General features: G+C 65.8%; 29 protein-coding genes. 10 read left to right on the forward strand and 19 right to left on the reverse strand.

Features of this window, described 5'->3' with window-relative positions; genetic code table 11:
- Positions 1-107: 107 nt before the first annotated feature.
- Positions 108-434, reverse strand: coding sequence for a low molecular weight protein tyrosine phosphatase family protein (locus F1735_RS12195; protein ID WP_167237179.1), 327 nt, complete (start codon positions 432-434; stop codon positions 108-110).
- Between the two features lie 179 nt (positions 435-613).
- On the opposite strand from F1735_RS12195, the gene F1735_RS12200 reads away from it, so the two are divergent.
- The 6 genes from F1735_RS12200 to F1735_RS12225 all read left to right on the forward strand — a co-directional run bounded on the left by F1735_RS12200 (position 614) and on the right by F1735_RS12225 (position 5,486).
- The gene (locus F1735_RS12200; protein WP_167237180.1) at positions 614-1,504 is read left to right on the forward strand and encodes a DUF6662 family protein; all 891 of its coding nucleotides are present in this window, start codon (positions 614-616) and stop codon (positions 1,502-1,504) included.
- Between the two features lie 10 nt (positions 1,505-1,514).
- Complete coding sequence (locus F1735_RS12205) at positions 1,515-2,060, forward strand: FMN-binding protein (RefSeq protein WP_167237181.1); 546 nt, start codon at positions 1,515-1,517, stop codon at positions 2,058-2,060.
- Positions 2,053-2,886: an FAD:protein FMN transferase gene (locus tag F1735_RS12210; protein ID WP_222852981.1), complete on the forward strand. Its 834-nt coding sequence runs from the start codon at positions 2,053-2,055 to the stop codon at positions 2,884-2,886. The genes F1735_RS12205 and F1735_RS12210 overlap by 8 nt, the downstream gene beginning before the upstream one ends.
- Complete coding sequence (locus F1735_RS12215; protein WP_167237183.1) at positions 2,883-3,380, forward strand: hypothetical protein; 498 nt, start codon at positions 2,883-2,885, stop codon at positions 3,378-3,380. The genes F1735_RS12210 and F1735_RS12215 overlap by 4 nt, the downstream gene beginning before the upstream one ends.
- A gap of 121 nt (positions 3,381-3,501) precedes the next feature.
- Positions 3,502-4,047, forward strand: a complete 546-nt coding sequence (locus tag F1735_RS35680) for a hypothetical protein (protein WP_222852982.1) — start codon at positions 3,502-3,504, stop codon at positions 4,045-4,047.
- Between the two features lie 137 nt (positions 4,048-4,184).
- Entirely contained in the window at positions 4,185-5,486 is a 1,302-nt protein-coding gene (locus F1735_RS12225) for a dicarboxylate/amino acid:cation symporter (RefSeq protein WP_167237184.1), read from the forward strand.
- Between the two features lie 48 nt (positions 5,487-5,534).
- Here F1735_RS12225 and F1735_RS12230 read toward each other — a convergent pair whose 3' ends face one another.
- Positions 5,535-5,939 carry an SIMPL domain-containing protein gene (locus F1735_RS12230; protein WP_167237185.1) on the reverse strand — a complete coding sequence of 135 codons (405 nt, stop codon included), beginning with the start codon at positions 5,937-5,939 and terminating at the stop codon, positions 5,535-5,537.
- Positions 5,940-5,984: 45 nt separating this feature from the next.
- Entirely contained in the window at positions 5,985-6,287 is a 303-nt protein-coding gene (locus tag F1735_RS12235) for a DUF169 domain-containing protein (protein ID WP_167237186.1), read from the reverse strand.
- 263 nt (positions 6,288-6,550) lie between these two features.
- On the opposite strand from F1735_RS12235, the gene F1735_RS12240 reads away from it, so the two are divergent.
- Entirely contained in the window at positions 6,551-6,934 is a 384-nt protein-coding gene (locus F1735_RS12240; protein WP_167237187.1) for a BlaI/MecI/CopY family transcriptional regulator, read from the forward strand.
- 387 nt (positions 6,935-7,321) lie between these two features.
- Here F1735_RS12240 and F1735_RS12245 read toward each other — a convergent pair whose 3' ends face one another.
- Together F1735_RS12245 and F1735_RS12250 are read right to left on the reverse strand one after the other, a co-directional pair.
- A complete protein-coding gene (locus F1735_RS12245) occupies positions 7,322-7,972 on the reverse strand; it encodes a 3-oxoacid CoA-transferase subunit B (protein WP_167237188.1) in 651 nt (216 codons plus the stop codon).
- 17 nt (positions 7,973-7,989) lie between these two features.
- Positions 7,990-8,688 (reverse strand): CoA transferase subunit A, encoded by a 699-nt coding sequence (locus F1735_RS12250; protein WP_167237189.1) that lies wholly within the window; start codon positions 8,686-8,688, stop codon positions 7,990-7,992.
- Positions 8,689-8,842: 154 nt separating this feature from the next.
- Between F1735_RS12250 and F1735_RS12255 the strand changes: the two genes are divergently transcribed.
- Both F1735_RS12255 and F1735_RS12260 read left to right on the forward strand, forming a co-directional pair.
- Positions 8,843-9,403 carry a PAS and helix-turn-helix domain-containing protein gene (locus tag F1735_RS12255; RefSeq protein ID WP_167237190.1) on the forward strand — a complete coding sequence of 187 codons (561 nt, stop codon included), beginning with the start codon at positions 8,843-8,845 and terminating at the stop codon, positions 9,401-9,403.
- A gap of 99 nt (positions 9,404-9,502) precedes the next feature.
- Positions 9,503-10,795, forward strand: coding sequence for a hypothetical protein (locus tag F1735_RS12260; RefSeq protein ID WP_167237191.1), 1,293 nt, complete (start codon positions 9,503-9,505; stop codon positions 10,793-10,795).
- 459 nt (positions 10,796-11,254) lie between these two features.
- Here the strand turns inward: F1735_RS12260 and F1735_RS12265 are convergent, their stop codons facing one another.
- The 3 genes from F1735_RS12265 to F1735_RS12275 all read right to left on the reverse strand — a co-directional run bounded on the left by F1735_RS12265 (position 11,255) and on the right by F1735_RS12275 (position 14,194).
- On the reverse strand, positions 11,255-11,464 hold the full coding sequence (locus tag F1735_RS12265) for a hypothetical protein (RefSeq protein WP_167237192.1): 210 nt from the start codon (positions 11,462-11,464) through the stop codon (positions 11,255-11,257).
- Between the two features lie 107 nt (positions 11,465-11,571).
- Positions 11,572-12,555 (reverse strand): porin, encoded by a 984-nt coding sequence (locus F1735_RS12270; RefSeq protein ID WP_308627314.1) that lies wholly within the window; start codon positions 12,553-12,555, stop codon positions 11,572-11,574.
- Positions 12,556-12,592: 37 nt separating this feature from the next.
- Positions 12,593-14,194, reverse strand: coding sequence for a methyl-accepting chemotaxis protein (locus tag F1735_RS12275; protein WP_167237193.1), 1,602 nt, complete (start codon positions 14,192-14,194; stop codon positions 12,593-12,595).
- A 202-nt stretch (positions 14,195-14,396) separates the two neighbouring features.
- On the opposite strand from F1735_RS12275, the gene F1735_RS12280 reads away from it, so the two are divergent.
- Positions 14,397-14,831 (forward strand): Sbal_3080 family lipoprotein, encoded by a 435-nt coding sequence (locus F1735_RS12280; RefSeq protein WP_167237194.1) that lies wholly within the window; start codon positions 14,397-14,399, stop codon positions 14,829-14,831.
- A gap of 54 nt (positions 14,832-14,885) precedes the next feature.
- Here the strand turns inward: F1735_RS12280 and F1735_RS12285 are convergent, their stop codons facing one another.
- From F1735_RS12285 to F1735_RS12335, 11 genes are read right to left on the reverse strand one after another with little or no spacing between them, the layout of a single operon-like run.
- Positions 14,886-16,115 carry a beta-ketoacyl-ACP synthase gene (locus tag F1735_RS12285; protein WP_167237195.1) on the reverse strand — a complete coding sequence of 410 codons (1,230 nt, stop codon included), beginning with the start codon at positions 16,113-16,115 and terminating at the stop codon, positions 14,886-14,888.
- On the reverse strand, positions 16,112-16,867 hold the full coding sequence (locus F1735_RS12290) for a 3-ketoacyl-ACP reductase FabG2 (RefSeq protein ID WP_167237196.1): 756 nt from the start codon (positions 16,865-16,867) through the stop codon (positions 16,112-16,114). The genes F1735_RS12285 and F1735_RS12290 overlap by 4 nt, the downstream gene beginning before the upstream one ends.
- Complete coding sequence (locus F1735_RS12295; protein WP_167237197.1) at positions 16,867-17,343, reverse strand: ApeP family dehydratase; 477 nt, start codon at positions 17,341-17,343, stop codon at positions 16,867-16,869. The genes F1735_RS12290 and F1735_RS12295 overlap by 1 nt, the downstream gene beginning before the upstream one ends.
- Positions 17,340-18,521 (reverse strand): beta-ketoacyl-ACP synthase, encoded by a 1,182-nt coding sequence (locus tag F1735_RS12300; protein WP_167237198.1) that lies wholly within the window; start codon positions 18,519-18,521, stop codon positions 17,340-17,342. Before F1735_RS12300 ends, F1735_RS12295 begins: the two co-directional genes overlap by 4 nt.
- Before the next feature lie 4 nt (positions 18,522-18,525).
- Entirely contained in the window at positions 18,526-19,077 is a 552-nt protein-coding gene (locus F1735_RS12305) for a DUF3261 domain-containing protein (protein ID WP_167237199.1), read from the reverse strand.
- Positions 19,070-21,433: an MMPL family transporter gene (locus tag F1735_RS12310; protein ID WP_167237200.1), complete on the reverse strand. Its 2,364-nt coding sequence runs from the start codon at positions 21,431-21,433 to the stop codon at positions 19,070-19,072. The genes F1735_RS12305 and F1735_RS12310 overlap by 8 nt, the downstream gene beginning before the upstream one ends.
- The gene (locus tag F1735_RS12315; protein ID WP_167237201.1) at positions 21,430-22,032 is read right to left on the reverse strand and encodes an outer membrane lipoprotein carrier protein LolA; all 603 of its coding nucleotides are present in this window, start codon (positions 22,030-22,032) and stop codon (positions 21,430-21,432) included. Before F1735_RS12315 ends, F1735_RS12310 begins: the two co-directional genes overlap by 4 nt.
- The gene (locus F1735_RS12320; RefSeq protein WP_167237202.1) at positions 22,029-22,463 is read right to left on the reverse strand and encodes an acyl-CoA thioesterase; all 435 of its coding nucleotides are present in this window, start codon (positions 22,461-22,463) and stop codon (positions 22,029-22,031) included. Before F1735_RS12320 ends, F1735_RS12315 begins: the two co-directional genes overlap by 4 nt.
- Positions 22,456-24,009, reverse strand: coding sequence for an HAL/PAL/TAL family ammonia-lyase (locus F1735_RS12325; RefSeq protein WP_167237203.1), 1,554 nt, complete (start codon positions 24,007-24,009; stop codon positions 22,456-22,458). Before F1735_RS12325 ends, F1735_RS12320 begins: the two co-directional genes overlap by 8 nt.
- Positions 23,999-24,946, reverse strand: a complete 948-nt coding sequence (locus F1735_RS12330; RefSeq protein ID WP_167237204.1) for an LpxL/LpxP family acyltransferase — start codon at positions 24,944-24,946, stop codon at positions 23,999-24,001. Before F1735_RS12330 ends, F1735_RS12325 begins: the two co-directional genes overlap by 11 nt.
- A complete protein-coding gene (locus F1735_RS12335) occupies positions 24,943-25,686 on the reverse strand; it encodes a glycosyltransferase family 2 protein (protein ID WP_167237205.1) in 744 nt (247 codons plus the stop codon). Before F1735_RS12335 ends, F1735_RS12330 begins: the two co-directional genes overlap by 4 nt.

A 25,686-nucleotide genomic window follows, 5' to 3' on the forward strand; every position in this document is an offset into this window, starting at 1 on the left:
GGTGGCCGACGCGGGGTCGAAAGCACAACTATACCGCGTGCGGGGTGGTCACATGCACAATTGCGCAGGCGACAGCGCACACAAGGCGCCGCGTCACACGGGCTGCTTCACGGACGCAGGAACTTTCCAGCCTTCGCTTCCAGGATCCCGATCAGCTCCGGCTGCATATAGGTATAGTTGTCGGGAATATCGAGGCAAACCACTTTTTTGCCGTTCAAATGGGCGCGAAAGCGCTCGCCCAGGCGCCGCCGGTGCGCTTTTTCCATTACGAACACGATGGTGGCCCAGCCGATCTGCTCGGGCGAGAGCGGCACCGAGGCGTCGCCACCGAGGCCCGCCGAATCGGTCTCGACCCCGGTCCAGCTGGCGAAGACCTGCTCGGCCGTCGGACTGCGCAGCCGGTTCTGGCTGCAGATGAATAGCGCTCGATGCATGCGTTTCCTTGACGATGATGCGGTTCAGGCCCGGATCATACCCGTTGCTTGTGCTCCGGCGCCATCGAGCAATCCACGCGCCATTGATAACGCCACTTGTAACGAGAATGATTTGTATTTACAATGCCGCTTCAATCATAGCGACATCCATGCCGCATATCTTCCGGAGAACACCCACGATGTCCCCTAGCCGTATTTTCCTGGCGCTTGCCGCCCTGTCGCTGTCGCTGCCTGCCTTGGCCGATGAAAACCTGCTGGGCTACGTGCGCGGCGCCGAGACCTTGCCTAAGGGCAGCAGCGAGTTCTATCAGTGGTTCACCCAGCGTTCCGACAAAGGCGCGGGCCACTATCGCGCGCTCGACACCAAGACCGAATACGAATACGGCGTGAGCGACCGCTTCCAGGTATCGGCCGAACTGAACGGCCTGGCGATCAACACCTCGGGCCTGGTCGTGGACGGCTACCTGCCGGGCGACAAAAAGAGCGGCTTGCGCGCGCGCAGCGTCGAACTGGGCATGAAATACAACTTCCTCAGCCCGGCCAAGGACGATATCGGCGTCTCCGGCATCGCCTCGGTGGAACTGGGCCGCCTCGACCCGCACTCCGGGCGCAACAAAAGCGAAGTCGAAGTCGAGTTCGAGATGCAGGTACAAAAATACTTCCTCGAAGGCCAACTGGTCGTCATCGGCAACGTGGGCGGCCGCGCCGCGCGCGAAAAGCGCAAACCCATCGCCAACCTGCCCGACGATTTCGACTGGCCTACCGATCCCGAGATGGAAATTTCCACCAAGCTTGGCGCCGGCGTGTCCTACCGCTTCGCGCCAGGCTGGTATGCCGGCGCCGAAATGCAGCGCGAATCCGAGTACGAGACCGACGTCGGCCTGGAACGCTGGACCCTGTTCGCCGGCCCCAGCATCCACTACGCCGGCCAGAAATGGTGGGCCACGCTGACCGCCTTCAAGCAAGTGCGCGGCGGCGGCGAAAAATATGCCGGCCAGACCGACACCGACCTGCACCTGATCGAAAAGACCAAAAACGAGATCCGCTTCAAGGTCGGCTACAACTTTTAGAGAGACCGCCATGCGCCGTTATGTCGACCCCGCCGCCCTGCTGCTGCCGATGGCAGCGCTGGTGTCGCCCGCCCACGCCACCGACTACCTGACGGTGGCGGCGGCGCAGTCGCTGCTGTTCCCGAGCGCGACAAGCTTCCCTGAACGGACGCTCAAACTGAGCGGCGAGCAGCGCGACCGCATCAAGGAACTGGCCGGCGTGCGCCAGCGGACCGACGAACAAAAGATCTGGCGCGCCGAACGCGAAGGCGCTTTCCTGGGCTGGTTCATGGTCGACGAGGTGGTCGGCAAGCACGAGTTCATCACCTACGCCACCGCGCTCGCGCCGGACGGCCGGGTGCTCGGCATCGAGGTGCTCAGCTACCGCGAAACCCACGGCGGCCAGATTCGCGACATGGGCTGGCGCAAGCACTTCGTCGGCAAGACCCTGGCCGATCCGTTCAAGCTCGACCAGGATGTGCCGAATATCAGCGGCGCCACCCTGTCGAGCCGCAATGTGCTCGACGGCGTCAAGCGCCTGATGGTCATGCACAAGCTGTACCTGGGCCATGGCTGACGCCAGGCGCATGCGCCCCCTGCTGGGCACCTATGTCGAAGTCGGCGCGCGCGGCGCGGCGGCGCAGGAGGCCATGCGGGCCGCGTTTGCCTGCATCGAAACGGCGCAGGCGCTATGGAGTTTCCATGAGCGCGACAGCGAATTGTCGCGCCTGAACCTGGCGCAGGGGCGCCCGATCGCCTTGTCCGCGTCCACCCTGCGCCTGCTGCGCACCGCGCGCGCGATGATGCGCGCCAGCGGCGGCCTGTTCGACTGCACCGTGGGCGGCGCGCTGGTCGCTTGCGGCGCCCTGCCCGACCACGGCGGCGTGCCGGCGCTGGCGCGCGGCAGCGCTGCCGACATCGAGACCGGGCCGGGCTGGGCCAGGCTGGGCCGGCCGCTGCGCCTGACCCTCGACGGCATCGCCAAAGGCTACGCGGTCGACCTGGCGGTGCGCGCGCTGCGCCGCGCCGGCGCCGAAGCCGGCTGGGTCAACGCCGGCGGCGACGTGCGCGTGTTCGGCGCGCTGGTGCTGCCGATGCAGCGGCGCGAATTCGACGGCAGCATGCGCCCGCTGGGCGGGCTGCGCGACGCCGCCATGGCCAGCTCACGTGCCGGCGCCCCCGCATACGATGAAGACCCGCAAGCGGCGGCCTTCCCCGCCCACATCGTGGCGCCGCCGCACGCGCTCCCCGCCAGCGGCATCTGGACCGTCCTCGCGCGCAGCGCCTGGCGCGCCGACGCCCTGACCAAGGTGGCAGCCAACGCCGCACCCTCAACGCGCGCGGCCCTGGTGCGCGCGCTGGGCGGGGCACTGATCGATCCCGCCGCGGGAGCATGCGCATGAAAGGCTATCCCGCCTGGTTCGTACGGGCCTTGCTGGGCGCGCTGCTGCTGCTGTTTGTCAGCGGCTGCCTGATGGCGCCCACCACCTTGCTCATGCGTTTCGAGATGGAGCTTGCCTGGCGCCTGCCCGGCGCCGGCCGCGTGGTCACTGCGGCGATGCACGCGACGGGCGGTTTCGTGGTGCTGATGATGCTCGGCGCCTTGTGGAGCGTGCATATGCGCGCCGGCTGGCGCAAGCGGCGCCAGCGCGGCAGTGGCGCCACGCTCGGCATCATGCTGGTACTGCTGGCCGCCAGCGCGGTGGCGATCTACTACGCGGGCGACGATGCGCTCGGCAGCGGCGCGGCGCTGGTTCACCTGGCCATGGGGGCCGCCTTGCTGCCAACGTTCGGATGGCACTGGGTGCATGCGCGCCGCGCCAGCCGCAAGGCGGCAATACCCGACAGCGTCCGCGCGCCGGCCGGCACCGTGGTCGTCCGCGCCGAAGCGAACTGATTGTCGCGGCGGCGCACCTACTGGCGGCGCGCCGCGTCCGGGATACTATTTCCCTTTCCTGGCCGCGCCGGCCGACGCCGAACGCACCGACCTGCCCGGCGCCAAGCTGATCCCCGGCCTGTTGGACCTGCACTCGCACCTGCTGCCGCACGCGTACCAGGAAACCAGCTTGGACGACCAGGTGATAGAGGAAGCGCCGGCCTACCGCACCCTGCTCGCCGGCAAGCACGCCAGCACGACCCTGCAAGCGGGCTTTACCACCCTGCGCGACCTCGGCAGCGAAGGCGCGGGCTCTGCCGATGTCGCCGTCAAAGGCGCTATCGCCGAAGGGGTGATCGACGGCCCGCGCCTGTTCGTGGCCACCCTGGCCATCGTGCTCGGGGCCGCCGTGCTCGGCAAGTCGGACGAACTCAGCCAGCTAAAGCCGGGCATGCTGGCCGACATCGTGGCGCTTGAGGGCGACCCCAGCAGCGACATCGCCGCGTTGAACAAGGTCCGCTTCGTGATGAAAGGCGGCAAGATTTACCGCAGATATGCGATCTGGCTGGTTCAGCCCCCCGCCGCCCGCCGCTACCCGCCGCTGCCCGTCGCTTTACCGCGTGGCAGGCGGGACCGCGCGCGCGAACAGCTCATTGCCAACTTCATACGCTCGGTATGTCCCCGATAAGCGACACCGACATTGCCGCATATCAATCATTAAATATTTACATCTGGAAACTTCGCATTCTGCGGATATCCACAATAGATGACGTGCAGAATTTCGATAAAGATACAGATACTCAAATATCGAACGGAGACACCGTCATGAACAAACCCTTCTACAAGATCCTGTATGTACAGGTTCTGATCGCCATCGTGTGCGGCGTGCTGCTCGGCGTGTTCTACCCGAAACTCGGGGTCGACATGAAACCGCTGGGCGACGGCTTCATCAAGCTGATCAAGATGATCATCGCCCCCGTGATTTTCTGCACCGTCGTCGCCGGTATCGCCGGCATGCAGGACATGAAGAAAATCGGCCGCGTCGGCGGCAAGGCGCTGCTGTATTTCGAGGTTGTCTCCACCTTCGCGCTGGCCATCGGCCTGGTCGTCGCCAACGTGGTGCGTCCGGGCGACGGCTTCAACGCCAACCCGGCCACGCTCGACGCCAAGGCCATCGCCGAATACACCGCCAAGGCGCATAACCAGAGCACGCTCGACTTCGTGATGAACATCATCCCGACCACCGTCGTCGATGCCTTCGCCAAGGGCGACATCCTGCAAGTGCTGCTGTTCGCGATCCTGTTCGGCTTCGCGCTGTCGATGCTGGGCGAACGCGGTCGTCCGATCGCCAAGCTGGTCGACGATATGTCGCATGTGATTTTCGGCGTGGTCGGGATTGTGATGAAAGTCGCTCCCATCGGCGCGTTCGGCGCAATGGCCTTCACCATCGGCAAATTCGGGCTGGCCTCGCTGCTGCCGCTGGCCAAGCTGATGGGTTCTTTCTACCTGACCTGCGCCCTGTTCGTGTTCATCGTGCTCGGCACCATCGCCCGCATGACCGGCTTTTCGATCTTCCGCTTCATCGCCTACATCAAGGAAGAACTGCTGATCGTGCTCGGCACCAGCTCCTCGGAAAGCGCCCTGCCGGCCCTGATGCGCAAGCTCGAAAAACTCGGCTGCTCCAAATCGGTCGTCGGCCTGGTGGTGCCGACCGGTTACTCGTTCAACCTCGACGGCACCAACATTTACATGACCATGGCGGCCCTGTTCGTGGCGCAGGCCACCAATACCGACCTGACCTTGAGCCAGCAGCTCACCATCCTGGGCGTGGCGATGCTGACTTCCAAGGGCGCGTCCGGCATCACCGGCGCCGGCTTCATCACCCTGGCCGCGACCCTGGCCGTGGTGCCGACCATCCCGGTGGCCGGCATGGCCCTCATTCTCGGCATCGACCGCTTCATGAGCGAATGCCGCGCGCTGACCAATTTTGTAGGCAACGGCGTCGCCACCGTGGTGGTCTCGCACTGGGAAAAAGAACTCGATCACGAACGCCTGAAAAACGAACTGGCCAATCCTACCCATATTGACGACGACCGCGAAATGTACCCTGTTCGCAAAGCCGCCTGACGCTCGCCCTCTCCCGCGGGGAACAAGCAGCCCCCGCGGGAACCCGGCTCACTGCAAGCGGTAGATCACATCGACCGGTTGCGCGAACTTGAGCGACATCACCGTCAGCAGGTCGGCGCGCTCCGTGCCGATCGTCTGCGACGACGAACGTGATCCGGCCTCGCTCGGCGCCAGCCCCATGGCCCGCGTCAGGTTCTTCAAGTCTCCCGTGCTGACGGCGCTCGCCGCTCCCAGCTTGCGTCCGAGTCCTGCCGCAATCCCCTCCGCCTTGCGGCGCGCGATCCTGATCGCATCGCCGGCCAGCTCCGTCTCGATCTTTTCACGCCCGGTGGTATCGAACACGATCATGAAACCATCGAGGTTCGGCATGGTCAGCAAGGGCGTGGCGGCGGCCCGCCATTGGCCCAGCGCCAAGGGCAAGCCGCTGGAAAGCTGGGCTCCCGTCGCCTCCATCTGGAAACTGTAGGGGACCGCGAAAAACCGGCGGCGCGGCGTCGTTTAACGCAGCGCGATCAGCAGCGCCATGAGGCCGATCGCGGCCAGCGGCAAGCCGTTCATCAGCAGCGCCGCCCAGCCAAGCCAGGTGCGCGCCCCGGCATGCCCGAGCGCGGCCACGGCCAGCGCCACGCCGGCCAGGCATCCCACCCCGAGCACGATGACGCCCTGCCCCACGCAGCGCATGCCGAAGTCGCCGCAGCCGCCGCTCCATCCGGAAAACGTACCGCGCGCGAAAAGGATCGCCAGCGCGTAGGTCAGTACAGCGATACCGATGCTGGCCAGTGCCAGTTGCGCGCTCTTCAATGGATTCCCTTGGTGTCGTTTGCCATGCTGGCACAGCCATGGTACTTGCCATGCCTGTCGCTGGCAAAGCAAACTTTACCCGCGCAACGCCGGGCGCAGCCCGCCTGAATCTTCCATGCCGCGCCAGTTATAGACCATGCTGTCCATGTCAAGGTGGGCCAGTGTGAAGGACGAGCGCTATTTCTGGGCGTGCCAGGACTTCTCGTTAGACACGAAAGTCTCGATGCGCCAAGCTGATACCTGTCATTCAAGGAAAACGCATCATGCCAACACTTCCCGCCCCGCCCAAGCCGACAGCGGCCGAACTCGGTCTTCTGCAAACCCTGTGGCCACTCGGCGCGGCCACCGCCAAGCAGGTCCACCAGGCCATCCTCAAGGAGCGGCCGGAGGTGACCTACGCGACGGTGCTGCGCCTGATGCAGATCATGCACACCAAGGGCTTGCTGATCCGCGACGAGCGCGAACGCTCGCACGTGTACGCGCCGGCGCAGGCGCAGGATTCGCTGCAGACCAATTTGCTCAAGGACCTGATCCAGAAAGCGTTTTCCGGCTCGGCCAAGGCCCTGGTGATGGCCGCCCTGCGCAGCGGCATCAGCAAAAAAGAGCGCCAGGAGATCGAAAACATGCTCAAGGAAGAAGACCAATGACGGCGTCCCTCATCGACAGCATCGGCTGGACCCTGCTCCACTTTACATGGCAAGGCTTGCTGGTCGGCTGCACCTGCGCGCTCCTGCTGGCCCTGATGCACAACACCCGGCCCGAATACCGCTACAACCTCGCTTGCGCGGCGCTGCTGGCCTGCGTGCTGTGGCCCGCCGCCGAACTGGCGCTGCGCCTGCACGATGGCGGCGCGGGCGCGGCGGCCATGCGCTTGGGCGATCAAGTGATCGGCGCCGCGCGGCGGCGACGCCGGCCTCGCGGCCTGGCAGGATCAACTACTGTGGATCGTCGGCTTCTGGTCGGTGTGCGCCGCGCTGCTGGCGCTGCGCATGGCGGCCGGGCTGGCGCGCGGTGCGCCGTATGGCATCGCGCGGTTACAGCGCGCTGGCGTCGAGTTCGGCGCCGGTGGCGGCCAGTACCTGTTCCTTGCTCACGCCGGGAGCCAGTTCCACCAGTTTCAGCCCGGCCGGGCTCACTTCGATCACGCCCAGGTCGGTGATGATCAGGTCGACCACGCCCACGCCGGTCAGCGGCAGGTCGCACTTCGGCAGGATTTTATGCGAAGTCGAGCCATCCTTGGCCGTGGCGACGTGTTCCATCACCACCACCACGCGCTTGACGCCGGCCACCAGGTCCATCGCACCGCCCATGCCCTTGACCATTTTGCCGGGAATCATCCAGTTGGCCAGGTCGCCCTGGGCCGACACCTGCATCGCGCCCAGGATCGCCAGGTTGATCTTGCCGCCGCGGATCATGCCGAAGGAATCGGCCGAGCTGAAGTAGGCCGCGCCGGGCAAGGCTGTCACGGTCTGCTTGCCGGCGTTGATCAGGTCGGCGTCGACGGCGGCGTCAAGCGGGAACGGGCCGATGCCGAGCAAGCCGTTTTCGGACTGCAGGAAGACTTCGATGTCGGCCGGCACGTAGTTCGCCACCAGGGTCGGCAAGCCGATGCCCAGGTTCACATAAAAACCATCCTGCAATTCTTTCGCCGCGCGCGCGGCCATTTCATCACGAGTCCATGCCATCTTCTTCTCCTGTGCTCTTAGTTGGTGCGCACGGTGCGCTGTTCGATGCGCTTTTCCGGCGTGGCGTTGACGACGATGCGGTGTACGAAAATGCTTGGCGTATGCACCTGGTCGGGATCGATCTCGCCCACTTCGACCAGCTTTTCGACTTCGACGATGGTGATCTTGCCGGCTTGCGCCACGTTCGGGTTGAAGTTGCGCGCCGTCTTGCGGTACACCAGGTTGCCGGCGCGGTCGGCCATGTAGGCCTTGACCAGCGACACATCGGCTACCAGGCTGCGCTCCATCACGTATTGTTCTCCGTCAAACTCGCGCACTTCTTTTCCGTCAGCGACGATGGTGCCGACCCCGGTCTTGGTGAAAAACGCGGGAATGCCCGAACCGCCGGCGCGCAGCTTCTCGGCCAGGGTGCCTTGCGGCGTGAATTCGAGTTCGAGTTCGCCGGCCAGGTACTGGCGCGCGAATTCCTTGTTCTCGCCCACGTAGGACGAAATCATTTTCTTGATCTGGCGCGTGGTGAGCAACTGGCCGAGGCCGAAATCGTCCACGCCGGCATTGTTGGAGATCACGGTGAGCTGCTTGACGGCGCTGTTGCGCAAGGCCAGGATCAGCGCTTCCGGTATGCCGCACAGGCCGAAGCCGCCGACTGCGATGGTCTGGCCATCGCTCACGATGCCGGCCAACGCCGATGCCGCGTCAGGATAAACTTTGTTCATTCCCTGTCCCTTTTTATAGTTAAGCTAAATTCGTTCCTACTGCACTGCACAGTGGATTCTCAGCATAAAATACGCGGGCCGAAAGCACAATACCGTAGAACTACCGGCTTGGGCTGCTGGTGCTCCATGCCACCGAATCACTGACCACCCTCCAATGACCGCATCATACGCCATCGATTACGAAACCATTTTCCGCCACGCGCCGGTCGGCATGTGCATTTCGGTCGACCGCGTCATCCAGTCCAGCAACGATGCATTGACCTCGATGTTCGGCTATGTCCACGGCGAACTCGATGGCCAATCGTTCCGGGTACTGTACCCGACCATGGATGAATTCCTGCGCACGGGCGACCGCATCATTCCGGTGATGAACGCGCGCGGCGTGTATTCGGATGAGCGCATCATGCGCCGCGCCGCCGGCGAACTGTTCTGGTGCCACGTGAGCGGGCGCGCCCTGGACGCGCGCGCGCCGCTCGGCGCCGGCGTGTGGACGTTCGAGGACGTCAGCGAAAAGCGCCCGGTCACGGCCGAACTGACCCCGCGCGAGCGCGAAATCGCCGCCTTGCTGGTCGAGGGCAAGACCAGCAAGGTGATCGCGCGCGAAACCGACCTCAGTCCCCGCACCGTGGAAATGCATCGCGCCAAGCTGATGCGCAAATTCTCCGCATCCACCTCGTCCGAACTGGTGCATAAACTGGTGGGCGTGAGCCGCTGACATTCTGTTGTCATCCGATTTCTGGTAATATATTTCCGGCAATATTTTCTTGTCAACAATTACCGTTTATCTACTCCGCTCACGATCAGGAACGACCGCATGACTTCTCCCCAGGCAGAATGGCAAAAACACGTGCTCGGCTATGCCGACGCCATCAACGACTATGTGCGCATCGGCCTGGCCGACGGCTGGGACAAGGCTGGCGAAGAGCCGTCCATGCCGCCGATGGCGCACCTGTTGCCGCACTGGCTGGAAGCGCTGCAAGAGGTCAACCAGCCCGGCAAGGACCAGGCCGCGCATGACGCGTTCCGCCAGGCCTGGCCGCCGGCGCACGCGCCGCTGGCCGACCTGCTCGATGCGCAAGGCATCAAGAGTTCGGAACTGCTCTTGCTCGACGATGGCAGCATGCTGCTGCGCGCCGGCGCCCCGTACCAGGATGGGCCGGTGCTGCATCTGCAGGGTGCTACCTGCACCGATGTCGAGGGCATCGACTTCATCGGGCGCTGCCCGCAGCGCCGCTATTTTGCCACCTGTAATGACGAAGGCGTGACCGTCACCGACGGCTGGCTTGGCCCCAAGGTAGTCGAGCTGGCCTGGCCGACCGGGCATGAAGACCTGCCCGAAGGAATGGAAGGCGAAGACCTGGAAGACCGTCCGCGCCCGACCCGCCTGATCCCCTTTCCCGACGGCCAGCGCGTGCTGCTGGTCAGTTCGGTCGGCATTTACGTGCTGGCGGCCGGCGGCGCGCGGCGCCTGTGGCCGACCGCCGAGTCGCTGGAAGAAGATGGCTTGCCGGTGCGGCTCGACATGGAACACGGCGCCATTTCGCCGGACGGCAAGTGGATCGCGGTGGGCGGGCAGGATGGCGCGCACCAGGTGTTCGACGCGCAGTTGAACATGGTCTCGAGCATCGGCCCGGTAGGCGAATATCCGCACTACGCTGCTTTCAGCGGCGACAGCCAGATGGCGATCTTCAACGCCTGCCACTTTTACGAGGGCGCCACCCTGGCCGTGGACGTGAAGGATTTTCCCGGCCTGGACACCGACTTCTACAACGACGACCCGCGCACCCCGACCGTGCAGGAAGGCGCGCGCGTGTATGCGGCGGTGCATCGCCAGGGCGAGTTCATCGTTGGCGACGCGCAAGGCTACCTGCGCGCGTTCGGCCCGACCGGCAGGAAGCACTGGCACCACTTCGTCGGTTCGACCGTCATGGCGATGGATATCTCGGCCGATGGCAACACCCTGGTGGTGTCGACCTGCGCCGGATTCATCTCCACCATCCGGCTCGACGCCGGCAAGGCCGCGCCGTGGCAGATCGGCAGCGGCGGACACCGCGAGCTGCAACGCTGGCTGTTCTGGGCCAGTTTCGGACGGCCGCTGCTCTGGTAGACGGACCTGCGGGAAGCTTGGCCCGTCCGCTCATTCCCCGGTGTCTTCCCCGGTGTCAGCCCCCCCGGTGTCAGGTCTGACATTCGGACACGAACTCGGCGGTATTGCGGCAGAGCCCGGTCCCCGGTGTCAGGTCTGACATTCGGACACGAACTCGGCGGTATTGCAGCAGCGCCCGCCCCCTGTCGCTCCCGGTGTCAGGCCTGACATTCGGACACGAACTCGGCGGTATTGCGGCAGCGCCCGTATCCGTTTGTCAGACCTGACACCGGGAGACGCTGACACCGGGAATGCGTAGAGCCCGTGTCCGTTTGTCAGACCTGACACCAGGAGAGACACCAGGAGACTCGTAGAGCCCGTGTCCGTTTGTCAGACCTGACACCAGGAGACCGTGTCCGTTTGTCAGACCTGACACCAGGAGACTGACACCAGGAGACTCGTAGAGCCCGTGTCCGTTTGTCAGACCTGACACCGGAAGCGGGAAGCGGACACCGGAAGCGGACCTGACACCGGAAGCGGCCCGCCCACGATCGCCTCCCAGAAATCGAAGGGCGAACCGGAGCCGACAGCACCGTACTGCTCGAACTCGTCGACCTCTTCCGCAGTGAGGTGCGCATGTACGTTCTCGCGAAAGTAGCGCTGGGCCAGTTCGTCGGTGTCGTCGCTCATCCGCCTTTTCATTGCTTGCAATTGAGTCTCTCAGAAACGGTGCTGCACGCCCGTGATCACGCCACGCTGGGTATCGGCAAAGCCGGCGTCATCGCGCGACAGGCCGGTCAGGCGCGCGTTCTTGGCTTGGCGTACGCCGCCGCCACGTAGACATCGGTGCGTTTCGACAGCGCGTAACGGTAGCGCGCCACATATAAAGTCGGGTCGGCATCGGCGCCGGCGGCCACGTTGCTCACGTCGATCTTGTACACCGCGCCGGTGATGGTGGCGTTCGGCAAACCTTTCCAGGCGACGCCGGCCCAGACGGTCTTGCCTTCCACATCGCGCACGCTGCGGTTGCCCGATTCGGCCTGGTAATCGCGCGCGACCAGGTACATCTTGAAGGCACCGGTTTCGTAGGTCGCGCCGGCGTGGATGACGGTGGTCTCGTCGCGCCGGCCGCTGGCCGCCAGCGTGTTGCCGTTGACCCGCTCCCAGGTGCCCATCAAGCCGAGGCCGCCGACGCTGTAGCTCACCGCGGTGGCGACTTTGGCGCTGTCGCGCGCGCCGCTGCTCTGCTCGCCGAAACCGTAGGTCGCGCCGTACTTGAAGCCGCCGGTCGCGCCCGAATACTTGATCATGTTATCGAAGCCGGTCGTCATGCCGTACTTGGACGGCCCGATGGCCGGCCCGCTCGTGGCCCAGGAATAGTAGGGCGCAAAGCCCATCGGATCGAACTGGATGACGGTGTCGTACACGCTGGTAAACGAGCGCCCCAGCACCACCCGGCCGAAGGAGCCGTCCAGGCCCACATAGGCCTGGCGCCGGAACAAGGCGCCGTCCATGCCGCCGGTATCCATCAGCACGCCGCCTTCGAGGTTCCACACCGCTTTCAGGCCGGCGCCGATGTCTTCGCTGCCGCGCAAGCCCCAGCGCGAGGTATTCATGCCGCCCGAGCTGACCCGGGTGGCCGACTTGCCGCCGGCGAGCGCATCGGACGCATGATCGACACCCGCATCGAGCAGTCCGTAGATTTGTACGCTGGACTGGGCAGGGGCCGCGGCGCTGGCGCCGAGGGCGAGCACGGCAACTGCGAACGAGCTACTTTTCATTGGTCTCTCCGGTAAAGGGTACGGGGCCTTGCGGCCATTAATGAAGGACGCGCGCGGCCGACGGCCGCAACGCGGGCGCGGGCGCGCCGGCGCTGTCGAGCCGGAACACGCTGACCAGGCGCGCCAGCTTGTCAGCCTGTTCCTGCAAGGCGCCCGCCGCGGCGGCCGCCTGTTCGACCAGCGCGGCGTTCTGCTGGGTCACTTCATCCATCTGCACGATGGCCTTGTTGACTTCATCGATGCCGGTGCTCTGCTCGTGGCTGGCGGCCGAGATTTCGGCCACCACATCGCTCACGCGGCGCACGCTGACCACCACCTCGGTCATGGTGCTGCCGGCGCGCTGGACCAGCGCGGTGCCGGCGTCGACCTGGAACACGGAATTGTCGATCAATTGCTTGATTTCCTTGGCGGCCGCAGCACTGCGCTGGGCCAGGTTGCGCACTTCGGAGGCGACCACCGCGAAGCCCCTGCCCTGCTCGCCGGCGCGCGCCGCTTCGACGGCGGCGTTGAGCGCCAGGATATTGGTCTGGAAGGCGATGCCGTCGATCACGCTGATGATGTCGACAATCTTGCGCGAGGAAGCGCTGATCGATTCCATGGTGCTGATCACTTCGCTCACCACGGCGCCGCCGTCGCTGGCGATGGCCGAGGCGCTCAATGCCAGCTGCTTGGCCTGGCGCGCATTGTCGGGATTCTGGCGCACGGTGGAGGTAAGCTCCTCCATGGCGGACGCGGTTTCTTCGAGCGAGCTGGCCTGTTCCTCGGTGCGGCTCGACAGGTCCAGGTTGCCGCTGGCGATTTCCGCCGAGGCCAGCGCGATCGTATCGGTGCCGCTGCGCACTTGCTGGAGCACGCCCAGCAGGCTGTCGTTCATGCTGCGCAGGGACGTCATCAACTGCCCGGTTTCGTCGGTGCTGGAGGCGACGATCACCCCGCTCAGGTCGCCGCCGGCCACCCGTCCGGCGATCGCCACCGCTTCCTGCAAGGGGCCGGCCACGATGCGCGCCAGGCCCACAGGCAGCAGCAGGCCCACCGCCGCCAGTGCCACCAGGCTGCCGATGATCAGCTTGCGCGCCATCTCGTAGGTCTGCATGGCAAACGCCGCCGACGCCGCGCTGCCGCTGTCATTGATCTTGATGATGGCGTCGAGCGCTTCGTCAATCTGGCGAAATACCTTGTTCGACGGGCCGCGGAAAGCCGCACGCGCTTCCTCCTTCTTGCCGGCGTGCGACAAGTCAGTCACCTTCCTGCTCTCGGCCAGGTAATTGTCGAGCACCACCTTCAGTTCGTTGCAGAGCCGCGTTTCCTCCGCTTCGGTCACCAGCGCGGCGGACGATTCCTGCTGCTTGCGCAGGGTCTCGAGGCGCGTGGCCATCGACTTGTCGGTGGCCAGCATGTCGGCTTCGTCGGTCAGCAGCACATGGGTCGCTTCCGGGATGCGGTAGCGCGACAGCGAGGCCTGCACCTGCCCCAGGTAGCGTACCGACGGCAGCCAGTTGGTGGCGATATCGTTGGAGGCGTCGCGCACCTTGACCAGCTGGCTGATCGAAAACACGCCCAGGAAACTGGCCATCGCAACGACCAGGGCAAACACCAGCATCAACTTGCGCGCAATCTTCAAATTGTAGAACCAGGACATGGAGACCTCTCGAAGTTTCCGCTGGACAACTGTCGATTTGTTGCCCCGTATTGATCCATGTCGAACTATTCGCACATAAGCGTTGCTTTTTATGAGGCTGTGTACCAACGCAGAACGATCTTAGTTATTGCTAAAAAAGGATATGTTTACGTGGAAACGCAATGGTATAGTTCAGTCCCGATAATTTCCATTAAGAAACTATATGTTCTCCAGACTGGCCAGCGTTTCCCTTGCCCTGTTCGCCTTGAGCGGCTGCGCGATCCATCAAACCGTCAAGCCTGTCGAGCGGCTCGACAGCAAAACCGTGTGCATCGTCCAGAACGGCAACGTGCGTGCGACCTTCCTCGACGCCTTCGAGCGCGCGCTGAGCAACAAGGGTTACGAGGTCAAGCGCCTCGACAGCGACGCCTCGCTGATCGCCTGCCCGGTCACCTCGACCTACACGGCGAGCTGGCGCTGGGACCTGGCGATGTACATGTCGTATGCCGACATCGTCGTCTACAAGAACGGCAAGCCCTCCGGCAAAGCCACCTACGACGCCACCCGCGGCGGCGGCAATATGGGCAAGTTCATCGGCGCGGAAAAGAAGATCACCGAACTGGTCGACCAGCTGTTCCCGAGCACGGCCGGATCGTAATGGAGAGCGCGGCCCGGCCTGCGGGCCGCGCTTTGGCCGGCGTCGTGCTCCGGTTTAGCCAAACCTCTTGAAAATGAGCGAGGTATTAATGCCACCGAAGGCAAAATTATTGGTCATGATGTAGTCGGTGTCGATGCGCCGCCCCTCGCCGTGGATGTAGTCGAGCGGCGCGCAGCGCGGGTCCACCTGCTCCAGGTTGATGGTCGGCGCAAACCAGCCCTCGCGCATCATCTCGATACTGATCCACGCTTCCAGCGCGCCGCACGCGCCCAGGGTGTGGCCCATGTAGCTTTTCAGTGAACTGATCGGCACGCCCGCGCCGAACATGGCGTTGGTGGCCTGCGATTCGGCGATGTCGCCCTGCTCGGTGGCGGTGCCGTGCGCGTTGATGTAGCCGATCGCGCCGGGCGCCAGGTCGGCATCGGCCAAGGCCAGCTCCATCGCAATCTTCATCGTCGCCGCATTCGGCTGGGTCACGTGGCAGCCGTCGCTGTTGGTGCCGAAGCCGACCAGCTCCGCGTGGATGGTGGCGCCGCGCGCGAGCGCATGCTCCATCTCTTCCAGGATCAGGCAGCCGGCGCCCTCCCCGATCACCAAACCGTCGCGCGCGCCGTCGAACGGGCGCGGGGTGGCGCCCGGCGTGTCGTTGCGCGTGCTGGTGGCGAACAGGGTGTCGAACACCGCCGCTTCGGTGGCGCACAGCTCCTCGGCGCCGCCGGCGACCATCGCCGTTTGCTGGCCGTTGCGGATCGCTTCATATGCGTAGCCGATGCCCTGGCTGCCCGAGGTGCAGGCCGACGAGGTGGTGACCACGCGCCCGGTCAAGCCGAAAAACACGCCGATATTCACCGGCGCCGTATGCGCCATCATCTTGATGTAGGTGGTGGCGTTGATGCCGCGCGTGCTGCGCTCTTCCATCATGCGGCCAAAGTCGCCGATCGCGCTCGGGGTGCCGGCGGACGAACCGAAGGACACGCCCATGCGACCGCTTTTGAGCAATGGATGCTCGAGCAGGCCGGCGTGCGCCAGCGCCATCTCGGCCGCGCGCGTGGCCATCAACGCCACCCGTCCCATGCTGCGGATGGCTTTGCGGTGAAAGCGCTCGCCCAGTTCGAACGGGGCGGCCGGCGCCCCCAGCTTGGTGTTGAGGCCTTCGTAGTCGGCCCAATCAGCCATTGGCACGATGGCGTTGCGGAATTCGCCCAGGCGCGTGCGGATCGCGGCCCAGTCGTTGCCCAGGGGGCTGATGCCGGCCATGCCGGTAACGACGACGCGGCGTGTCATACCATGCCTCCGTTGACCGAGATAACCTGGCGCGTGACGTAGGATGCGTCGGCGCCGACCAGGAAGCTGACCGCCGCCGCCACTTCCTCGGGTTTGCCGACCCGTTTGGCGGGAATCATCTTGAGCGCTTCTTCCAGCGGCACGTCGCTGATCATGTCGGTCTCGATCAGGCCGGGCGCCACGCAGTTGACGGTGATCGCGCGCTTGGCCAGTTCGATCGCCAGCGCCTTGGTGGCGCCGATGATGCCGGCCTTGGCGGCGCTGTAATTGACCTGCCCGCGATTGCCCGCCAGGCCCGACACCGACGCCATGGTGACGATGCGGCCCGGTTTGCGGCGCTGGACCATCGGCATGACCAGGGGATTGAGCACGTTGTAGAAGCCATCGAGATTGGTCTTCAGGACGATATCCCAATCCTCGCCGCTCATGGCCGGGAAGGCATTGTCGCGCGCCACGCCGGCGTTGCACACCACGCCGTAGTAGCAGCCATGCTGTTCGATGTCGGCCAGCAGCGCGGCAGCGGCCGCATCGCGCTCGCCGATATCGAACTGCAGCACGCGCGCATGGCGCCCCATCGCTTCGATCTCGCGCGCGACCGCGTCGGCCTCGGCGCGCTGGCTGCGGCAATGGACGACGATATCGTAGCCGTCGCGCGCCAGGCGCAGCGCGATGGCCTTGCCGATGCCGCGCGACGAACCCGTCACCAATACTGTCTCGTTGATACTGCTGTGGCTACCGCTCTGGCTACTCATTAAAAACTCCGCTGCAAAAATTCGTTAACATTATCGGGCTGGAAGACCGTGATGGTGGCGCTGGCCAGGTTGGCCGCGCTGGCGCCATCGTCGATGCGGCAGTCGAACGCGCCCAGGCCGTTCTCGCCCTGCAGCACGTGCTGGACATGCACATGCAGCACGCTGCCCAGGGTGAACAGGGGCACATTGGCCTGGTAGCGGCGCGCGCCGAGCAAAAAGCCCACGCGCACCGCGTCGCCGCGCAGGCGCGCCAGAAAGCCGGCGTGGGCGGCGATGGCCTGCGCCATGTATTCGATGCCGACCCACGAGCCGACGCCGGGCTCGGCTCCTTCCGCGTCGAAAAACACGCTGTGCTGGCCGATGGTCACTTCCGCGCACAAGGTGCTGGTGCCGGCCGTGAGCACGCGGTCGAGGAACACCATCTGGCCTTCATGCGGAACCAGCGCGCGGATATCGGGAAAACTGTCGCTGTTCATTGGGTCCGTCCCAGGATCAAGGTGGCGTTCGAGCCGCCGAAGGCGAACGAGTTACTCAGCGCCCAGTTGAGCGGGCGACCGAGGCGCGCGCCGGGCGCCGCCACGTTCAGGACCGGCAGGGCCGGGTCGGGCACGCCGTCCCACAACTGCGGCGGCAGCAGGCCGTCCGGATTGTCGGTCTGCATGGCCAGCCAGATCAGCGCCGCTTCCAGCGCGGCCGCCGCGCCCAGCGCGTGACCGGTAAAACCCTTGGTCGAACTGACCGGCACCGCTGGCCCGAACAGCTCATGCACCACGCGCGACTCCATCGCATCGTTCTGGATGGTGGCGGTGCCGTGCAGGTTGATGTAGTCGATCTGGGCGGCGTCGATGCCCGCCCGCCCGAGCGCTTCGGCGATCGCCAGGCGCGCGCCGCTGCCGGCCGGATCGGGCGCCGACATGTGATGGCCGTCGGACGCTTCGCCCCAGCCGCACAGGGCGACCGCGGCCGGCTCGCGCGTCATCAGGAACAGGGCCGCGCCCTCGCCGATGTTGATGCCGGCGCGGTTCGCGCTCAGCGGGTTGCAGCGCGCCGCGCTGACCGATTCGAGCGCCGAAAAACCGGCGACCGTAAAGCCGCACAAGGTGTCGACACCGCCGGTGACGACGGCGTCGCACAAGCCCATGCGGATCAGGCGCGCGGCGCTGGCCATGGCCTTGGCGCCGGAGGCGCAAGCGCTCGAATGGGCGTAGGCCGGGCCGGTGGTGCGCAGTTCGTGCGCCAGCATGGATGCGGGGGAGCCCATCTCCTGCTGCGCATAATGAAAATCGGCCGGCAGCGCGGCGCCCGCAAAATGGACCCGCAGCGCCGCTTCGGTTTCGGCGATGCCGGACGTGCTGGTGCCGATCACGATGCCGACCCGGTTGGCGCCGTAGCGCGCCACGGCGGCATCGACGGCGGGGCGGATTTGCGCCAGCGCGGCCAGCGCCAGCCGGTTGTTGCGACTGCGCTGGCCGAGCGGGAGCCCGGCGGCGTCGGGCAGCGCGCCAAGCACGCGCCCGAGCGGCAGTTCGCGCCCCGGCGACCAGGCGTCGGTCGGGGCGATGCCGCTCTCGCCGGCGTACAGGCGGCGCTTGATCTCTTGATGCGAGTCGCCCAGCGCGCACACGATCCCGCATTCGTTCAGGAAGAGCTTCATGTTCTTATGGCGCCGACTCGATGGTCAGGCGGTAATCGTAACGCAGGTTGTCGAGGATCACAGTGCCGCTCCAGCGCGGCATCTGCGTGTAGCTAATCGTGGCCACCACCGCGCCGTCGAGGTAAAGGGTGCGGGAGAGGCCGGCGTCTTCGATGCGCCAGCCCTGCGGCAGGCTGCGCGCGATCGCCTCGGCCGGCCACAGGGTCAGCTGCATGTCTTCCAGCACGTCGTCGGCGCGCACCTGCTTGGGCAGCATCATGTGGCGCCACGAGCGCAGTTCCTTGCCGTCGTAGTTCAGGCTCAGGACGCGCTGGCCGAAGGCCAGGCCGACCATCTGCACCTGCTGCGGATCGACTTCGACGGCGGCATCGAGTTCGTCGATGCGGCCCTTGCGCTCGACCTTCAGGTGCTGCTGCACGCTGATGCTTGCCTCCAGCGCTTGCGGCGCCAGCTTGATGCCCAGGCGCGCGACCGGCGCCGGCGGCGTGCTACAGGCGCCCAGCAGCGTGGCGGCCAGCAGGGCCGGCAGGGCTGGGGAAAGGCGGGAGTTACGCATGTTTCTTGTCCTCGGTGTTCGTGAAGCAGGGGACCAGCAGCCACGCGAGCGCGGTCCCGATCAGCATCGTCAGTCCGAACGCTTGCAGCGCCGGGGTGCGGCTCAGGCCAAGCAGGCCGAAAGACAAAATCGTATTCGCAGCCGACAGGCCCACCGCCAGCCACGGCGTGCTGTCGCGCCGGTCCGGGTGCTCCTGCATGAAGATGCCGTAATCGACACCCACCCCCAGGAGCAGCATCAGCGCGAGCACGTGGAACAGTTGCAGCGACTGGCCGGCCAGGCCAAGCACGCCCAGGGTGGCGATGCTCGCCAGCGCGGTCGGCGCCACCACGCGCCAGGCGTTGCCGCGATAGCGCGGGTACAGCAGCACCAGCACCACCGCGTAGGCGGCCAGCACGACCCAGCCCATGTACTGCCGGTAGCGGCCCAGCACCGATGAAATCTCGGCGACCTTGTCGACCCACTGCACGCCTTCCATGCCCTCGCCCGCCGTACGCAGTTCGGGCAGCGCGGCCATGCTCATGCCGCGCAGCGCGACAATGCTGGCGTGAACGCCGTCGATCTGGCCCAGCCACAGGTGGCGCCACGGCTCGCTCGGCGGCGTCTTGAGGAATTCCTCGGGCGTGAGCGGCGTGCGCGGCGCCATCAGGTGTACGCGCGTGGCGGCGACCCAGGCGCTGTCTTCATCGATCGCCTTGGCCAGCGCCTCGAGCGGGCCGCCGGGCGCGAGCAGCTTGGCATCGACCAGGGCGCGCCGTTCGATCTGCGTGCGGATCGACGGCACCCAGTTCGACATGGCCTGGTAGCCGCCGATGCGCTTGGCCGCGACCAGCGGATCGAGGCGGCGCTTGAGTGCTTCTTCGCGCTGCAGCACGATTTCGGCGCTGGCGCCGCGCACCAGGAAATACTGCACCGGCGTCGGCGCATCGAGCAATTTGCCCAGTTTGATCTGGTCGTCGATCAGATGCCTGGGCGGCGTTTGCAGCGAGCGGATATCGTCATTGACGCCCAGGCGCGACCAGCCGAAACCGGCCAGCAGCACGAACACGGCTGCGATGGCGAAGGTTGGCGCGTTCAGGCGCGCGCGCGGCCAGCGGGCCAGCGCCGCGCCGTAGCTGCGCGCCAGCGAGCCGGTTTTCAGGGTGCCGCCGGAAACGAGCAGCGGGAACCAGCAGGTCACCGTCAGCCAGGCGAACACCAGCCCCACGGCGGAAAACACGGCCATGTGGCGCAGGCCGGGGAACGGCGTGAAACCGAGGCCGGTGTAGCCGATCACCGCCGCCAGCAAGGTCAGGCACAGTCCGGGCAGCAGGCGCTTGAGCAGGCACACCGAATTCTCGCCCGGATCGGCGCTCATGCGGTTGCACAGGTAGTAGATGCCGTAATCCTGGGCCACGCCGATCAGGCTTGCGCCGAAGACGAGCGTGAGCAGGTGGATGCGGCCGAACAGCAGCCAGCACACCGACAGCGAACCTAGAAAACCGATTCCGATCGACAGCAGCACCAGCGCGATCGGACGCAGCGAGCGGAAGGTAAACCACGTCAGCAGCACGATGCCGGCCAGCGAGCCGACCCCGATGGTCGACATTTCGCCTTCGGCCTGGTGGCTGGCGGCGGAGGCATGCAGCACCACGCCGGCCGTGATCACGCGCGCCTGCGGGACGGCCTTGAGCGCGGCCTGCTTGGCCTGTTCGAGCAGCGGCACCACGGTTTGCTGGGCCGTCATCGAAAATGCCGGCGCGCGCATGGTCAGCGGCATGAGCACATATTGACGTTCGGCGTCGGCCACGAACAGCTTGTCGTCGCGCGGACGCACCGGCGTTTCTTGCGCGCGTTCCTGGACCCAGCCTGTGAACAGGCCGAACGGATCGTCGCGGAAGGCGCCCAGCTTCGGGCCTGAGAAAGCGGTGTACAGTTTTGCCAGCGCCGCCTCGGTCCAGAATTGCGGACTCTCATTGCGCAGCTGCGCTTCCTGCGGCGCCGTCAGCAAGGCCACGCTGTGCTTCTGGAATGGCGCCAGCCAGTCGCCCTGGGTTTCGTCGGACAATTTGACCGCTTCCAGCACGCCGGGCTTGGTCGCCAGCACCGCGTTGTAAGCGTCGGCGGCGCGCCTGGCGTCGTTCCAGTCGGCGGCGCCAACCAGCACGATCACGCGCTGCTGCGCCGCGTCCACCATGTGGGTGAACGACTCCTGCAGCACGCGGTCGCGCTCCTGCACCGGCAGCAAGGCCAGGATATCGGTGTCCGGCACGATGCGCTGGACCATCCACAGGTAGGCGTTATGCCCCAGCAGGGTACACACCACCACGGCCCAGATCCAGGCCAGCCACTTGTGCCGCTTTACTTCCGTGTTCACAGCAGCGCCGCCTCATCAAGCGTGATTGCGCCCTCGCCTGTTTTGATTTCGGAGAAAACGATCAGGGTCTTATCGCCCGACGCTTCCGCAATCTGGATGTTCTTCACGTAGGCGCCGCCGTCGAGCGAGATGGCGCCGATGGCCTTGGCCAGCGCCGGCTGGCGCGCCTTGAGCGCCACTTGCCAGACGCCGCCGTCAACGCTGCCATCGACCTCGAACAGGGTCTCCAGCTGGCCCAGGTCGCCCGAGAGCAGCGAAAACAGCACGCTGTTAATCATGCGTACGGTCGGTTCCTGCTTCGCTTCGAGGCGCATCGCCACGCGCTCGCCCTGGAAGCTGACGATTTCGTCGCGCGTCAGGCGCAGGGTGTTCGGGAATGGCTTCAAGGTGCGCCACAGGACGCCCTTGCCGGCGACCACGCAAAAGCGGCCGTTCGAAGCGAGCGGCTTTTTCATGCCGGCCAGGTGCTTGGTCTGGTCGAAGCGGCCGCACAGCATGCTCGGCTTGGCCAGCAGCGCCTGGATTTTGGCGATCGGCGCGGCGCCGTTGGCGGCCGCGCAGGAGGCGGCGATGGCGAATGCCAGGATCAAGCGTTTCATGCGGGTGTCACTCCTAGTTTTTCAAACAGCACGGGCGGCGACATGAAACACATCTCGCCGCTGGCGATATCGACCGCCACCTGGGTGGTGCTGGCGCGGTTCAGGCGCTTGCCGCTGGCCGTGTCGGTGATCAGGTAATCGATCTTGAGGCGGTTTTCGTATTCGACGATTTCGGCGCGCAGGGTCAGGCGCTGGCCGAACACGGCCGGCCCGATGTAGCGCAGGTTCATGTCGATCACCGGCCAGGCGAAGCCGGAGGCCTTCATCTGCTCGTAGTTGTAGCCGATCTTGTCGAGCAGCGCGCAACGCGCCACTTCGAGGTACTTGACGTAGTTACCGTGCCAGACGATCTGCATCGGGTCCAGGTCGAAGAACTGGACCTGCATCCCGGTCTCGGCGAACCAGCGGCTGGGCGGCGCGCCCCTACGCATACAGGCTCCAGGCTTGCTCGCGCAGGCGCGCAATGAGCACGCGCAGCTCGGGCTCCAGGCGGCGGTCTTCCACCACCGGCGCCACGTCCGCGCCGATTTTTTCCATCATCTCCATCAGCGCGGCCGGCGCGGGATGCTCCGGATTGACGCGCAGGCGCAGCCACACGCCCTGGCGCACAGTGATCAGGAGCGCGGCGACAACCTGCTCGGTCAGGTCCAGCACGCGCAGGCAGTCGCGCGCGGCGATGGTGCCCATGCTGACCTTGTCCTGGTTGTGGCATTCGGTCGAGCGTGAAAACACCGAGGCCGGCATGGTCAGCTTGAGCGCTTCCGCGGTCCATGCCGAAGAACTGATCTGCAAGGCTTTCAGGCCGTGGTTGATGGCCGCGCGCGGACCTTCGGCGCCGGACAGGTTGGCCGGCAGGCCGTGGTTGTAGCGGCTGTCGACCAGCAGCGCCATCTGGCGGTCCAGCAGATCGGCCAGGTTGGCGACCGCATTTTTCATGCCGTCCATGGCAAAGGCGATATGGCCGCCGTAAAAATGGCCGCCGTGCAGTACGCGTTCGCCTTCGGCGTCGATGATCGGATTGTCGTTGGCGCTATTGAGTTCATTTTCGATCGACTGGCGGAAGAACGGCAGCGCGTCGGCCAGTACGCCGATGACGTGCGGCGCGCAGCGGATCGAGTAGCGGTCCTGCAGGCGCTTGCCATTGCGTTCGGCCCGGCCCACGTGCAGGTCTTCGCGCAGCCATGCGGCCACGCCCTGCATGCCGGCGTGCGGCTTGACCGAGAACAGGGTTTCGTCGAAGTGGTGGGCATTGCCGTCCAGCGCGAACGAGGCCATGGCGGTAATCCGCGTACACATGCGGGTCAGGTAGTCGGCGCGGTCGTAGGCCAGGCAGGCCAGCGCGGTCATGACGGCGGTGCCGTTCATGATCGCCAGCCCTTCCTTGGGGCGCAGGCGCAGCGGCGTGATGCCGGCCTCCTGCAAGGCTTGCGCGGCCGGGACCTGCACGCCGTCGCGCCAGACTTCACGCTCGCCGCACAATACCGCCGCCAGGTAGGACAGCGGGGTCAGGTCGCCGCTGGCGCCGACCGAGCCTTCGCTCGGGATCAGCGGCAACAGGCCCGCGTCCAGGAGGCGCGCGATCTGTTCCAGCAGTTCGACGCTCACGCCCGAAAAGCCTTTCGAGAGCGACGCCAGGCGCGTGGCCATGACCGCGCGCGTTTGCGCAGGGGTCAGGTAGTCGCCCAGTCCGCAGCCATGATAGGTATACAGGTGGTGCGGCAGTTCGGCCACCAGCTCGGGGGGAATGACCACCGTGCATGAGTCGCCGTAGCCGGTGGTCACGCCGTAGATGGTGCCGTCCTCGCGCAGCAGGCGGTCGAGGAAATCGGCGCCGCGGGCGATCGCCGCGCGGAACGCCGGATCAAGCGACAGTTCCGCGCTGGCGGTGCCGCGCGCAATATCGACGATATCCTCGATGGTGAGGCGCTCGCGGTCGAAGGTGACGGCGCGGCGGGTGGTGCTCGGGTCAGGGTGCATCGTGCTTGTCCAAATGGGGTAAGTGCCAGAAATCGTAAAAATTGAACCACTCGAGCGGGGAACGGGTGCAGTGGTGCTGCAGGCGCGCCGCGTAATCGGCGGCGATGGCCGACACGGCTTCGTCGCGGCCCTTGCGCGGCAGGCGTACCGACTCGCGCAGCAGTTCGAAATGGACTTCGTAGCCGCGCTTGATGCGGGTCGAGAACATCATGTAGAGCGGGCATTGCAGGATCGAGGCCAGCACGTAGGGGCCGACCGGAAATGCGGCGTCGAAGCCAAGGAACGGCGCCGTTGCCACGCGCGGGTCGGGCGAGACCGGCACGCGGTCGCCGGCGATGACGACCAGTTCGCCGCGCCCTACCCGTTCCGAGAGCATCATCGCCGTGGCCGGATTCATCTCGGTCACTTGCAGCAGGTTGGTCTGGCTGCGCGGGTCGAGCGAAGCGAGCATGTTGTTGAAAGCCTGCGCGTGGCGCGTGTGTACCAGCACCGTTAGTTTCAGGCCCGGCACGTCGTTCGACAGCACGCGGCACAAGTCGGCGTTGCCAAGGTGCGAGCAGACCAGCACCGCGCCGCGCCCTTCATCGAGCAGGCGCCGCATCGGCGCCATGCCGACATGGCTGACCGACGCGGTGTCGAACAGGCCGCCCCACAGCAGCATTTTGTCGAGAATGGTTTCGGCGAAGCTGCCGAAGTGGCGCAGCACGCCGTACCAGCCTTTGGGGACCGGGGCAAAGGCGCGCACGCGGTCCAGGTAGGTCGTCGACGCGCGCCGCGCGGCCGGCTTGGTGAGCACATACCAGGCCAGAACCGGATAGAGCACCACGCGGAACGGCCAGCGCCCGAACACGCGGCACACCCAGAACAGCAGGCGCATGCCGCCCACGAAGCTCGATTCCGAGATCGACGCCCAGTGGCTGGCGTGCAGGCGCGTCATGCGCTGCGCCATTTGCGGGCCATCAGCTTGGGCAGGCGGATCAGCATGCCGAAGAACAGGACCGTGTGCATGCGCGAAATGAGCACGTTGTCGCGAAAGGCATGGAAGTGCGACACGCCGTCGCTCGGATACGTGACCCGGGTCGGCAGGTTCACCACCTGCACGCCGTCCCAGAACAGGCGCACCAGGATTTCGGGGTCGAAGTTCATGCGCTTGCCGAGCGAGCAGCGCGCGTCGAGCGAGAGCACCGGCGCCACCGGATAAATGCGAAAGCCGCACATCGAATCGCGGATCGCGAACGAGAGCGTATTAATCCAGATCCAGACGTGGGTCAGGTAGCGCGCGTACAGGCGCAGCTTCGGCACCGACTCATCGTACACCGGGCAGCCGGCAATCACGGCGCGCGGATGCAGGCGCGCGAGCGCGATGAAGCGCGGGATGTCGGACGTTGCGTGCTGGCCGTCGGCGTCCACTTGCAGCAGGTGCGTGAAGCCCTCTTGCGCGGCGCTCCTGAAACCGGTCAGCACCGCCCCGCCCTTGCCCTGGTTGACGGCGTGACGCACCAGCGCGACCTTGCCCGGATGCGCTTGCGCCAACTGGTCGAGCACGCGCGCGCACGAAGGCGAGCTGGCGTCGTCGACCAACAGGCACGGCAGGTCGTGAGCGAGCACCGCGTCGACCACGGCGCCGATGGCGTGTTCGTGGTCGTACACGGGGATCATCACGCAGGGCTTGAACAT

Origin of the sequence: Massilia genomosp. 1, assembly GCF_011682185.1 — a bacterium.
Classification (GTDB): domain Bacteria; phylum Pseudomonadota; class Gammaproteobacteria; order Burkholderiales; family Burkholderiaceae_D; genus Telluria_A; species Telluria_A rubra.

What these genes read in the sequence shown, in the direction of transcription:
- F1735_RS12255 (WP_167237190.1), top strand. Translation starts at nt 8,843, where the DNA reads ATGACCGCATCATACGCCATCGATTACGAAACCATTTTCCGCCACGCG.
- F1735_RS12280 (WP_167237194.1), top strand. Translation starts at nt 14,397, where the DNA reads ATGTTCTCCAGACTGGCCAGCGTTTCCCTTGCCCTGTTCGCCTTGAGC.
- F1735_RS12285 (WP_167237195.1), bottom strand. Translation starts at nt 16,115, where the DNA reads ATGACACGCCGCGTCGTCGTTACCGGCATGGCCGGCATCAGCCCCCTG.
- F1735_RS12205 (WP_167237181.1), top strand. Translation starts at nt 1,515, where the DNA reads ATGCGCCGTTATGTCGACCCCGCCGCCCTGCTGCTGCCGATGGCAGCG.
- F1735_RS12230 (WP_167237185.1), bottom strand. Translation starts at nt 5,939, where the DNA reads ATGGAGGCGACGGGAGCCCAGCTTTCCAGCGGCTTGCCCTTGGCGCTG.
- F1735_RS12305 (WP_167237199.1), bottom strand. Translation starts at nt 19,077, where the DNA reads ATGCGTAACTCCCGCCTTTCCCCAGCCCTGCCGGCCCTGCTGGCCGCC.
- F1735_RS12225 (WP_167237184.1), top strand. Translation starts at nt 4,185, where the DNA reads ATGAACAAACCCTTCTACAAGATCCTGTATGTACAGGTTCTGATCGCC.
- F1735_RS12245 (WP_167237188.1), bottom strand. Translation starts at nt 7,972, where the DNA reads ATGGCATGGACTCGTGATGAAATGGCCGCGCGCGCGGCGAAAGAATTG.
- F1735_RS12210 (WP_222852981.1), top strand. Translation starts at nt 2,053, where the DNA reads ATGGCTGACGCCAGGCGCATGCGCCCCCTGCTGGGCACCTATGTCGAA.
- F1735_RS12240 (WP_167237187.1), top strand. Translation starts at nt 6,551, where the DNA reads ATGCCAACACTTCCCGCCCCGCCCAAGCCGACAGCGGCCGAACTCGGT.
- F1735_RS12300 (WP_167237198.1), bottom strand. Translation starts at nt 18,521, where the DNA reads ATGAAGCTCTTCCTGAACGAATGCGGGATCGTGTGCGCGCTGGGCGAC.
- F1735_RS12200 (WP_167237180.1), top strand. Translation starts at nt 614, where the DNA reads ATGTCCCCTAGCCGTATTTTCCTGGCGCTTGCCGCCCTGTCGCTGTCG.
- F1735_RS12215 (WP_167237183.1), top strand. Translation starts at nt 2,883, where the DNA reads ATGAAAGGCTATCCCGCCTGGTTCGTACGGGCCTTGCTGGGCGCGCTG.
- F1735_RS12295 (WP_167237197.1), bottom strand. Translation starts at nt 17,343, where the DNA reads ATGAACAGCGACAGTTTTCCCGATATCCGCGCGCTGGTTCCGCATGAA.
- F1735_RS12195 (WP_167237179.1), bottom strand. Translation starts at nt 434, where the DNA reads ATGCATCGAGCGCTATTCATCTGCAGCCAGAACCGGCTGCGCAGTCCG.
- F1735_RS12265 (WP_167237192.1), bottom strand. Translation starts at nt 11,464, where the DNA reads ATGAGCGACGACACCGACGAACTGGCCCAGCGCTACTTTCGCGAGAAC.
- F1735_RS12330 (WP_167237204.1), bottom strand. Translation starts at nt 24,946, where the DNA reads ATGACGCGCCTGCACGCCAGCCACTGGGCGTCGATCTCGGAATCGAGC.
- F1735_RS12270 (WP_308627314.1), bottom strand. Translation starts at nt 12,555, where the DNA reads ATGAAAAGTAGCTCGTTCGCAGTTGCCGTGCTCGCCCTCGGCGCCAGC.
- F1735_RS12315 (WP_167237201.1), bottom strand. Translation starts at nt 22,032, where the DNA reads ATGAAACGCTTGATCCTGGCATTCGCCATCGCCGCCTCCTGCGCGGCC.
- F1735_RS12290 (WP_167237196.1), bottom strand. Translation starts at nt 16,867, where the DNA reads ATGAGTAGCCAGAGCGGTAGCCACAGCAGTATCAACGAGACAGTATTG.
- F1735_RS12275 (WP_167237193.1), bottom strand. Translation starts at nt 14,194, where the DNA reads ATGTCCTGGTTCTACAATTTGAAGATTGCGCGCAAGTTGATGCTGGTG.
- F1735_RS12325 (WP_167237203.1), bottom strand. Translation starts at nt 24,009, where the DNA reads ATGCACCCTGACCCGAGCACCACCCGCCGCGCCGTCACCTTCGACCGC.
- F1735_RS12250 (WP_167237189.1), bottom strand. Translation starts at nt 8,688, where the DNA reads ATGAACAAAGTTTATCCTGACGCGGCATCGGCGTTGGCCGGCATCGTG.
- F1735_RS12260 (WP_167237191.1), top strand. Translation starts at nt 9,503, where the DNA reads ATGACTTCTCCCCAGGCAGAATGGCAAAAACACGTGCTCGGCTATGCC.
- F1735_RS12335 (WP_167237205.1), bottom strand. Translation starts at nt 25,686, where the DNA reads ATGTTCAAGCCCTGCGTGATGATCCCCGTGTACGACCACGAACACGCC.
- F1735_RS12320 (WP_167237202.1), bottom strand. Translation starts at nt 22,463, where the DNA reads ATGCGTAGGGGCGCGCCGCCCAGCCGCTGGTTCGCCGAGACCGGGATG.